Source organism: Aeromicrobium phragmitis, from assembly GCF_003674095.1.
In the GTDB taxonomy this organism is placed as follows: Bacteria; Actinomycetota; Actinomycetes; order Propionibacteriales; family Nocardioidaceae; genus Aeromicrobium; species Aeromicrobium phragmitis.
Map to the genome: position 1 here is coordinate 1 of NZ_RDBF01000042.1, position 605 is coordinate 605.

Annotated in this window: 1 protein-coding gene; it reads left to right on the forward strand. The window is 66.9% G+C overall.

Annotated features, from left to right (window positions below):
* A partial coding sequence (locus tag D9V41_RS16140; RefSeq protein ID WP_341770337.1) for a YihY/virulence factor BrkB family protein occupies window positions 1–605 on the forward strand: 605 nt, incomplete at both ends.

Below are 605 nucleotides of genomic sequence, written 5' to 3' on the forward strand. Positions count from 1 at the left end.
GGTGGACGACCTCAAGCGGGTGGTCGCGCGTACGTTCGGGGCGTGTCTGCGCTACCGGGTGACCGGGCTGGCCGCGGAGGCGGCCTTCTTCGCGATCCTGTCGCTGCCGCCGCTGATCTTCGGCCTCGCCGGCTCGATCGGGTACATCGCGAGCCACTACGACGTGGCCCAGCTCGACCTGTTCCGCCAGCGGATCATCGACTTCAGCTCCCAGGCGCTCAACGATGCGACGGTCGACGCGATCATCGTCCCGACCGTCGACGAGGTCTTGCGCGGAGGCCGGATCGACGTGATCTCGATCGGTTTCGTCCTCGCGCTCTGGTCCGGATCGCGGGCGCTCAACGTCTTCATCGACACGATCTCGATCATGTACGGACTCGGCGGCGAGCGCGGCATCATCCGCACGCGGGTGCTGTCGTTCAGCCTCTACGTCGTCGCGTTGCTCGTCGGCATCGTGCTGGTGCCGCTGGTGCTGATCGGTCCCGTCGTCATCGCGCAGTGGATCCCTGACGACCTGAACTGGCTCAGCGCCTTCTACTGGCCGGGGGTCCTCGTGGTCTCCACGGGTTTCCTCGCCACGCTCTACCACCTCTCGGTCCCGGCAC